Source organism: Ornithinicoccus halotolerans (genome assembly GCF_009602535.1).
Classification (GTDB): Bacteria; Actinomycetota; Actinomycetes; order Actinomycetales; family Dermatophilaceae; genus Ornithinicoccus; species Ornithinicoccus halotolerans.
Map to the genome: position 1 here is coordinate 1 of NZ_WIQI01000098.1, position 9,424 is coordinate 9,424.

At 71.5% G+C, this 9,424-nt stretch carries 6 protein-coding genes and 1 pseudogene; all 7 read left to right on the forward strand.

What is annotated here, in order from left to right; genetic code table 11:
* A pseudogene (locus GFJ45_RS16430) lies at positions 1–743 on the forward strand (primosome assembly protein PriA); the annotation flags it as partial.
* Positions 744–916: 173 nt separating this feature from the next.
* Positions 917–2,833 (forward strand): ABC transporter family substrate-binding protein, encoded by a 1,917-nt coding sequence (locus GFJ45_RS13285; RefSeq protein ID WP_194288667.1) that lies wholly within the window; start codon positions 917–919, stop codon positions 2,831–2,833.
* A 240-nt stretch (positions 2,834–3,073) separates the two neighbouring features.
* Complete coding sequence (locus GFJ45_RS13290; RefSeq protein WP_228387015.1) at positions 3,074–4,567, forward strand: ABC transporter permease; 1,494 nt, start codon at positions 3,074–3,076, stop codon at positions 4,565–4,567.
* A 61-nt stretch (positions 4,568–4,628) separates the two neighbouring features.
* Complete coding sequence (locus tag GFJ45_RS13295; RefSeq protein WP_153398007.1) at positions 4,629–5,699, forward strand: ABC transporter permease; 1,071 nt, start codon at positions 4,629–4,631, stop codon at positions 5,697–5,699.
* Complete coding sequence (locus tag GFJ45_RS13300; protein ID WP_153398009.1) at positions 5,699–7,492, forward strand: ABC transporter ATP-binding protein; 1,794 nt, start codon at positions 5,699–5,701, stop codon at positions 7,490–7,492. The genes GFJ45_RS13295 and GFJ45_RS13300 overlap by 1 nt, the downstream gene beginning before the upstream one ends.
* Before the next feature lie 62 nt (positions 7,493–7,554).
* Positions 7,555–8,502 (forward strand): methionyl-tRNA formyltransferase, encoded by a 948-nt coding sequence (fmt, locus tag GFJ45_RS13305; protein WP_153398011.1) that lies wholly within the window; start codon positions 7,555–7,557, stop codon positions 8,500–8,502.
* A partial coding sequence (locus tag GFJ45_RS13310) for a transcription antitermination factor NusB (RefSeq protein ID WP_323368739.1) occupies positions 8,495–9,424 on the forward strand: 930 nt, incomplete at its 3' end. The genes fmt and GFJ45_RS13310, both read left to right, overlap by 8 nt.

The window sequence follows — 9,424 nt, forward strand, 5'->3', positions numbered from 1 at the left end:
GCTCGACCGTCGTGGGCGAGCGGCGCACCGCCGAGGAGATCGGCCGCGCCTTCGCCGGGTACCCGGTGCGGACGTCGCGCGCCGGGCAGCTGCTGGCCCGGGTGGGCGCCGAGCCGGCCGTCGTGGTCGCGACACCGGGAGCCGAACCGGTGGCGGAGGCGGGCTACGCCGCCGCGGTGCTGCTCGACGGCTGGGCGCAGCTGGACCGGGCCGGGCTGGACAGCGGGCTGGAGGCGCTGCGCCGATGGGCGGCCGCCGCCGCGCTGGTGCACGGCCGCGACGACGGCGGAGCCGTGGTGCTGGCCGGAGTCCCGCCGCACGCGGGCGTCCGGCCGGTGGAGGCGCTGGTGCGGTGGGACCCGGCCTGGGCGGCCGCCGGGGAGCTGGCCGACCGCAGCGAGCTGGCGCTCCCGCCGGCCCGTCGGACCGCCCTGCTGACGGGGGACCAGGCCGCGGTCGAGGAGGCGGCGGCCGCGATGCGGCGCGCGGACCTGGAGGTGCTCGGGCCGCTCCCGGCCACCACTCCGCGGCCGGCGCAGGGGCCGGCAGCGGGCGCTTCCAGCGACGACCGCGGGCTGCAGCTGCTGGTGCGCCAGGGCGGGACGCCGGCGCCCCCGCACGCCCCCGCGGCAGGCGCCGACCCGCTGGTCGCGGAGGTTCGCAGGGTCCGGGCCGCCCGGAGCCTGCGCAAGAGTCCAGGTGTGCTGGTCAGCAGGCTGGACCCGGTGGACCTGGTGGGGTGAGCGCGATATCGACTAGGTAACGATCGGGTCAACCTGCGGTGTGCGCTATGGATATTCCGGACGCCCGTGTCTACTTTGGCTGCGCAACCTCGGCTCGTCCCGCAGCCCACGGGATGCCGGCCACTGGGGGCCGGCGTCAGCCAGCGGGCGTGACCGCTCATTCAGGAGGAACATTGAAGATCAGGCGCACGACGATGGCCATCGTGGCCGCCGGAGCCCTGGTGCTGACCGGCTGCACGTCCGACAGCGGCGACACTGGTGGCGACAACGGCGACGGTGGTGCCGAGCAGACCGGCGACACCGGCGACACCGGCGATGCGACCGGTGACGAGGACCAGGCCACCGAGACCGAGGGTGCCGCGGCCGGCGACACCGCCAAGCCGGACCTGGGCGACATCGAGACCCAGGACGACGAGATCTACTACTCCGTCGGCCAGGACGAGTGGTCTGGCTTCAATGCCGCCCTGTCGAGCACCAACTCGGTCTACAACTCGGTCATCAACGACCGGATGCAGGACAGCTTCTGGTACTGGGGCACCGACGGCACCATCTACCCGAACGAGGACTTCGGTACCTACGAGCTCGTCTCCGAGGACCCGCTGACGATCGAGTACACGATCTCGGACGAGGCGGTCTGGGAGGATGGCACGCCCATCACGTACGACGACTTCCTGTACAAGTGGGCCACGCAGAACCCCGCCTCCCTGTTCAGCGGCGGCGTCGGCGGCGACGACGAGGGCGAGGCCGGGAGCGACGAGGACGGCGAGGGCGCCGTCTTCGACAGCGTGTCCGACTCCTTCGCCCGCTACGTCTCCGAGGGTCCCCAGGGTGAGCCCGGCGGCAAGACCTTCACCGTCGAGTACGACGAGCCCTACCCGGACTGGGAGCTCGTCATGGACTACGCCTTCCCCGCCCACGTGGCCGCCCGGGAGAGCGGGCTGGAGCCCGAGGAGCTCACCCAGGCCATCCTGGACGGAGACGGCGACACGGTGCGGCAGACCGCCGAGTTCTACAACACCGGCTGGCTCTCGCCCGACCAGCAGCTGCCCGACCCCTCCATCGTGCCCTCCAACGGCCCCTACAGCCTGGACGGTGCCACCTGGGACGCCGGTCAGTACATCACCCTGGTCCCGAACGAGAACTACTACGGCCCGCCGCCGGCCACCGCGCGGCTGACCTTCCGGTTCGCGGCGCCGGAGACCCACGTGCAGGCCCTGCAGAACGGTGACATCAACATCATCGAGCCGCAGGCCACCGTGGACACGGTCCAGCAGATCGAGAACATGGGCGACCAGTTCACGCTGAAGACCGGCGACGAGATGACCTGGGAGCACCTGGACTTCAACTTCGCCGAGACCAGCGCCTTCTCCGAGCAGAACGGTGGCCTGGCGGCTCGCGAGGCGTTCGCGCTCTGCGTGCCGCGGCAGCAGATCATCGACAACCTCATCGCCCCGATCAACCCCGAGGCCGAGGTGATGAACCTGCGCGAGTACTTCCCGTTCCAGGATGAGTACGACGAGGTCGTCCAGGAGGCCTACGACGGCCGCTACGACGAGGTCGACATCGAGGCCGCCAAGGAGAAGTTCGCCGAGTCCGGCCTGGAGGAGGGTGTCGACATCCGGATCGGGTACTCGGCCCCCAACCAGCGCCGCACCGACGAGGTCAGCCTGATCAAGTCCAGCTGTGACCAGGTCGGCTTCAACATCGTCGACACCGGCGCGGAGGACTTCTTCCAGCCCGGTGGCGCCCTGGAGGTCGGTGACTTCGAGGTCGCACTGTTCGCCTGGGCCGGCTCCGGCCAGATCAGCTCCGGCCAGCCCATCTACGAGACCGGCGGCACCCAGAACTACGGCCAGTTCAGCAGCGAGACCGTCGACCAGGCCTGGGAGAAGGTCAGCAGCACCGTTGACCCGGAGGTCCACCTGGAGCAGAAGAAGATCATCGAGAAGGAGCTGTGGGACCAGCTCTACGGCATCCCGGTGTTCGCGTTCCCCGGTGTCGTGGCCCACGACGCCAGCATCGAGAACGTCATCTTCAACGCTACCCAGACCCAGGTGGCCTGGAACGCCGAGCAGTGGATGCGGCAGTGACCCGTCGCTGATCGGCTGAGCCGATCAGCACGGGCACCCGTGCCCGGCTGCCCACCGGTGGGGCGGGAGGCAACTCCCGCCCCACCGGTCCGTGCGGTGCCGGTCGCCCCGCCCCAGGCTCCGGACGGTGACGTCCGGAGGGGTTAAGGTCGACCGGTTACGCTGCCCGACCGTGACTGGCAACGGCGCCAACCGGCTTCTGGAAGGACGACTCCCGTGACCCGCTTCATCCTCCGCAGGATGGGGATCTCCGCACTGGTCCTGCTGCTGGGATCAGTGTTTCTCTATGTGCTGGCCATCAACTCCGGCGACCCGCTGGAGGACCTGCGCGAGACCCGCGCCGAGAACCGTGAGCAGCTCATCGAGGCGCGCATCCGCAACATGAACCTGGACGTGCCCTGGTACCAGCGGTACTGGATCTGGCTGGTGGGGGTGAGCAAGTGCTTCGTGCTCGCCTGTGACCTGGGAACCGATCGCGACGGCCGCAACATCAACACCCTCCTGATCAGCGCCGCCGAGGCCACGCTGCGACTGGTCACCCTGGCGACCATCCTCGCCATCATCATCGGCGTCACGCTCGGCATCCTGGCAGCCATCCGCCAGTACTCCGGGTTCGACTACGTCGTCACGTTCGCAGCCTTCCTGTTCTTCTCCCTCCCCGTCTTCTGGGTGGCGGTGCTGCTCAAGGAGTACGGGGCCATCCGGTTCAACAACTGGATCGCCGATCCATCGGTGTCATGGACAGCCACCGCAGTGATCGCGGTGCTGGTGGGGGTGACCCTCACCTCGATCATCGGCGGCGACCGGCGCCGACAACTGCTGACCGGGGTGGCCACCACCCTCTTCGTCTTCCTGGCGGTCACCTACTTCGACAGCGTCGGCTGGTGGCGCCGCCCCGCGCTCGGACTGGGCCTGGTCATCCTGATGGCCCTCGCCGCCGGCGTCGTGCTGACGTCGCTGACCACCGGCCTGCGCAACCGCAGGGTGCTCTACTCGGCGCTGGCCACGGTCGGGGCCGGGATCGTCGGCTACTTCATCTTCCAGGGCTGGATCGTCGAGGGCGGCTACGGCCGGCTGCTGCTGATGTACCTGATCTCCGTGGCCGTCGCGGCCGTCATCGGCTGGGTCCTCGGCGGCTGGGACCGCGGCGTCGCGACCTGGGTGTCGATCGGCACCGCCAGCGCCTTCGCGCTCGCCGTGTCCCTCGACCAGCTGCTGCGCCACTGGAGCGGGTTCCTGGAGCGCGAGCCGCGGCCCATCTCCACCATCGGCTCCGGCTCGCCCAACTTCGAGGGGCCGTTCTGGACCGGGGTGTGGGACTGGGGCGTGCAGCTCATCCTGCCCACCCTCGTGCTGACGGTGATCTCGCTGGCCAGCTACAGCCGCTACACGCGGTCCTCGATGCTGGAGACCATCGGGCAGGACTACGTGCGGACCGCGCGCTCCAAGGGCCTGTCCGAGCGGGTCGTGATGACCAAGCACGCGCTGCGCAACGCGCTGATCCCGATCACCACGATCGTCGCCTTCGACTTCGCGAACCTCATCAGCGGCGCGGTCGTCACCGAGACGGTCTTCGGCTGGCAGGGAATGGGCGCGTTGTTCATCCGTGGGCTGAACCTGGTCGATCCGGCTCCGATCATGGCGTTCTACGTGGTGACCGGCACCGCCGCAGTGTTGATGAACATGATGGCCGACATCACCTATGCCTTCCTCGACCCGCGGATCCGGCGGTGAGCCAGGTGCCCACGACCGCCGCCCACGACTACTGGCCCGCGCCCCGCGCCGGAGGTGACCGATGAGCCCCACCCCCCACGACCCGGACCGACCCGACCAGCCGCCCGAGCCCGGGACCGGCCGGGAGGAGCTCTCGCCCTTCCCCGGCCAGGCCGACCCCGGGGCGCCGCAGCAGGAGCACAGCCAGGTCATCAGCGACAAGTACTCGGTCGAGCAGGAGATCGACCTCAGCGGGAGGTCGTTCTCGCAGGGGCAGCTGGTGCGGCGTCGGTTCTTCCGGCACCGGGTCGCGATGGCCTCCCTGGTGTTCCTGGTCCTGACCACCGTGCTGGCGTTCACCTCGATCGGCTACGGCTGGATCCCCGGGTGGTGGGACAAGGAGTTCTGGCTGTCGGCGACCGTCGTCGACGGCGGTCGCCCCACGCTGGAGGTGTTCCCGCCGAGCCCGGGGGAGTACCCGTTCGGCCAGGAGAACACCGGCAAGGACTACTTCGCGCTGACCATGCGCGGGACCCAGCGCACCCTCATGGTCGCCTTCACGGTGGGGATCCTCTCCACCCTGATCGGTACCCTCATCGGCGCCATCGCCGGCTACTTCCGGGGGTGGGCCGAGGCGTTCCTGATGCGGACCACCGACCTGTTCATCGTGATGCCGCTGCTGGTGCTGGCCGCGGTGCTGGGCAAGATCGCCGGCGGCGGCATCTGGCCGCTGTCGCTGATGCTGAGCTTCGTGGTGTGGACCGGGCTGGCGCGGCTGGTGCGCGGGGAGGTGCTCTCGCTGCGGGAGCGGGAGTTCGTCACCGCGGCCGAGGCCATCGGGACCTCGTCATGGCGGATCATCCTCAAGCACATCCTGCCGAACACGATGGGCACGATCATCGTCAGCGCGACGCTGACGATCGCCACCACGATCCTGCTGGAGAGCTCGCTGAGCTTCCTCGGCTTCGGCGTGCAGCCGCCGGACACCTCGCTGGGCCGGCTCATCTCGGACTACCAGCAGTCGTTCACCGTCCGGCCGTGGCTGTTCTGGTGGCCCGGCATGTTCATCCTCCTCATCGCCCTCACTGTGAACTTCCTCGGAGACGGGCTGCGCGACGCCTTCGACCCCCGCCAGAGCAGGAGCGCCGACTGATGACCACGACCACACCCGCGAGCGCCGGCACCGCCTCAGACTCCAGCGGGGCGGTCCTGGACTTCCGCGACATCGACGTCCGCTTCGGCACCGAGTTCGGGACCGTGCACGCCGTCAAGGGCGTCTCGCTGCACGTCAACCCCGGCGAGGTGGTCGCCCTGGTCGGCGAGTCCGGGTCCGGCAAGTCAGTCACCTCGATGACCGCGATGCGGTTGCTGCCCGGCAACGCCCGGATCAACGGGGTGGTGACGGTCGCCGGCACCGACATCAGCCGTATCCCGGAGCGGGAGATGCGGCGCAAGCGCGGCAAGGACATCGCCATGGTGTTCCAGGAGCCGATGACCGCGCTGAACCCGGTGCTCACGATCGGCACCCAGCTCACCGAGGCGCTGGAGCTGCACGGCATCGCCACCGGCAAGGCGGCACAGAGCCGTGCCGTCGAGCTGCTGGAGATGGTCGGCATCCCCGAGCCGCACCGTCGGATCAAGCAGTACCCCCACGAGCTCTCCGGCGGGCAGCGCCAGCGCGTGGTCATCGCGATCGCGCTCAGCTGCGACCCGCGCGTCATCATCGCCGACGAGCCCACGACCGCCCTCGACGTCACGGTCCAGGCCGACATCCTCGACCTGCTCCGCTCGTTGAAGGACAAGCTCAACACCGGCATCCTGCTGATCACCCACAACATGGGCGTGGTGGCGGACATGGCCGACCGGGTCGCGGTGATGTTCAAGGGCGAGCTGGTCGAAGAGGGGACCGCCGACGAGGTGCTGCTAAACCCGCAGCACGACTACACCAGGGTGCTGCTCGGCTCGGTGCCGCGGCTGGGCGCCGGTCGCGACCAGATGGGCGTCAACGTCCCCGACACCGTCCGGAACGAGGAGGCCGACCTCGCGATCGACCTGCAGAACCTGGTCATCGAGTACCACCGGCTGGGACGCCCGCCGTTCCGGGCCGTCGACGACGTCAGCTTCCAGGTCCGGCAGGGCGAGATCGTCGGCCTGGTGGGTGAGTCCGGGTCGGGCAAGTCCACCATCGGCCGCTGCGCGCTGGGCCTCATCCCCGCCGCCAGTGGCGAGTTCCGGCTGCTGGGGGAGGACCTCGGCCAGCTGAAGCGGTCGCAGCTGAAGGCACTGCGGCGCCGGATCGGCGTGATCTTCCAGGACCCGGCCGCATCGCTGAACCCGCGGATGCCGATCGGTGAGTGCATCGCCGAGCCGATGGTGGTCCACAAGGTCGGGGACAAGAAGTCCCGGGAGAACAAGATCTACGAGCTTCTCGACGCGGTGCAGCTGCCCCGGGCCGTCTACAACCGCTACCCGCACGAGGTCTCCGGCGGCCAGCGGCAACGGATCTCCATCGCCCGGGCGCTCACCCTCGACCCCGAGCTGCTCGTCGCCGACGAGCCCACCTCGGCGCTCGACGTGTCCGTGCAGGCGCGGGTGCTGCGCATCTTCGCCGAGCTGCAGGCCGAGTACAAGTTCGCCTGCCTGTTCATCAGCCACGACCTGTCGGTGGTGGACCTGCTGGCCCACCAGGTCGTGGTGCTCCAGCAGGGAAAGGTGGTCGAGGCGGGGCTGCGGGAGCAGATCCTGCACGACCCACAGCAGGAGTACACCCAACGGCTGCTGGCGGCCGCGCCGGTCCCGGACCCGCGGGAGCAGCGGCAGCGACGCGAGCAGCGCCACCAGCTGCTGCGCAGCTTCGGTGACGAGGTCGTGGAGCTGAAGGTCTCCGGGGACCGGTTCCACGAGCGCTCGCACCACGACACGCCGCCGGAGGACCCCGACCGCTGACGCCGGCCCCGTCCCGGTCGGCAGCAGCGACGGCGCGGTGGCCGGGATAGGGTCGGGCCGTTATGCGCGTGCTCTTCGCCGGAACCCCAGCGGTCGCCCTCCCGTCCCTGTCCGCACTGCTCCGCTCCGACCACGAGGTGGTGGGCGTGCTGACCCGCCCGGACGCGCGCGCGGGACGCGGCCGCCGGCCACGGCCCTCGCCGGTCCGGGAGGCGGCCGAGCGCGCGGGCGTGCCGGTACTCACCCCCGCGCGGCTGCGGGAGCCGGAGGTGCGCGAGCAGCTCGAGCAGCTGGCCCCGCAGGCGTGCCCGGTGGTCGCCTACGGCGGGCTGGTCCCGCCGGACCTGCTCGGGCTGCCCGCGCACGGCTGGGTCAACCTGCACTTCTCGCTGCTGCCCGCCTGGCGCGGGGCGGCGCCGGTGCAGCACGCCCTGCTCCACGGTGACGAGATCACCGGGGCCACCACCTTCCTGCTGGAGGAGGGCCTGGACACCGGCCCGGTGCTCGGCAGGCTCACCGAGCGGGTGCGGCCGCGGGACACCGCCGGGGAGCTGCTGGACAGGCTTGCTCAGGCCGGCGCCGGGCTGCTGGTCACCACCCTCGACGCCCTGGAACGAGGCGAGATCACCCCTGTCCCGCAGCCCGCCGAGGGCGTCTCCCACGCCCCGCGCCTGGAGGCGGCCGACGCACGCGTCGACTGGACCCGGCCCGCGTTCGCCGTGGACCGGCAGGTACGTGCCTGCACCCCGTCACCGGGGGCCTGGACACTGTTCCGCGGCCAGCGGCTCAAGCTCGGACCGGTCCAGCCGGTCGAGCCCTCCGACGTCCCCGAGGGCCCCCGGCCGGCCGGCCCCGGGGAGCTGGTGGTGCACGGCGCCGGTGTCGATGTCGGGACCGCCTCCGGACCGGTGCGGCTGGGTGAGGTGCAGGCCCACGGCAAGCGCCGGATGCCCGCGGCCGACTGGGCCCGCGGGGTACGGCCCGAAACGGGGGAGGTGCTGGGTGGCTGACCGCTCCTCCCCCCGCCGTGGTCCCCGGGCGGGGCAGCGGTCGCGGCAGCGGCCGGCCGAGCGGGCCCGGCGCGTGGACCCCGCCCGAGAGGCCGCCTACCTGCTGCTCCGGGCGGTGCACGCGGGCGCCTACGCCAACCTGGAGCTGCCCCGCCGGCTGCGACAGGCCCGGCTGACCGGCCGCGACGCCGGCTTCGCGACCGAGCTCGGCTACGGCACGCTGCGGCTGCAGGGCCTGTACGACCGGGTCGTCGCGCAGGCCGCGGGCCGCGCCCCCGACCAGATCGACCCGCCCGTCCTCGACGCGCTGCGGCTAGGCTGCCACCAGCTGCTGGCCACCCGGGTGCCGCCGCACGCGGCGGTCAGCGCGACCGTGGCGCTGGCCCGACAGCACCTCGGCAGCGGCGCCGCCGGCTTCACCAACGCCGTGCTGCGCCGGGTCGCCGAGCACGACCTGACCGGCTGGCGTGACCGGGTCACCGAGGGGATCACCGACCCGGTGGAGCGGCTGGCCGCCACGCACTCCCACCCCCCCTGGGTGGTGCGGGCGCTGCGCGCGGCGCTGGTCGACCACGGGGAGGGGGAGGACGCGCTGCCGGACCTGCTCGCTGCCCACAACGAGCCCGGGACGCTGACGCTCACCGCCCGGCCCGGGCTCGGCGCCGAGGCGGACCTGGCCGACGCCGGCGCCCAGCCGGACCCGACCTGCCCCACCGCCTGGCGGCTGCCCGCGGGGGACCCAGCGCAGATCCCGGCGGTCCGAGACGGCCGTGCGGCGGTGCAGGACGCCGGCTCGCAGCTGCTCACCCTCGCGCTGCTGGCCGCACCCGTCGAGGGCCGCGACGAGGAGTGGCTGGACCTGTGCGCCGGCCCGGGCGGCAAGGCCGGCCTGCTCGCCGGCGCGGCGATCGCGGCCGGAGCC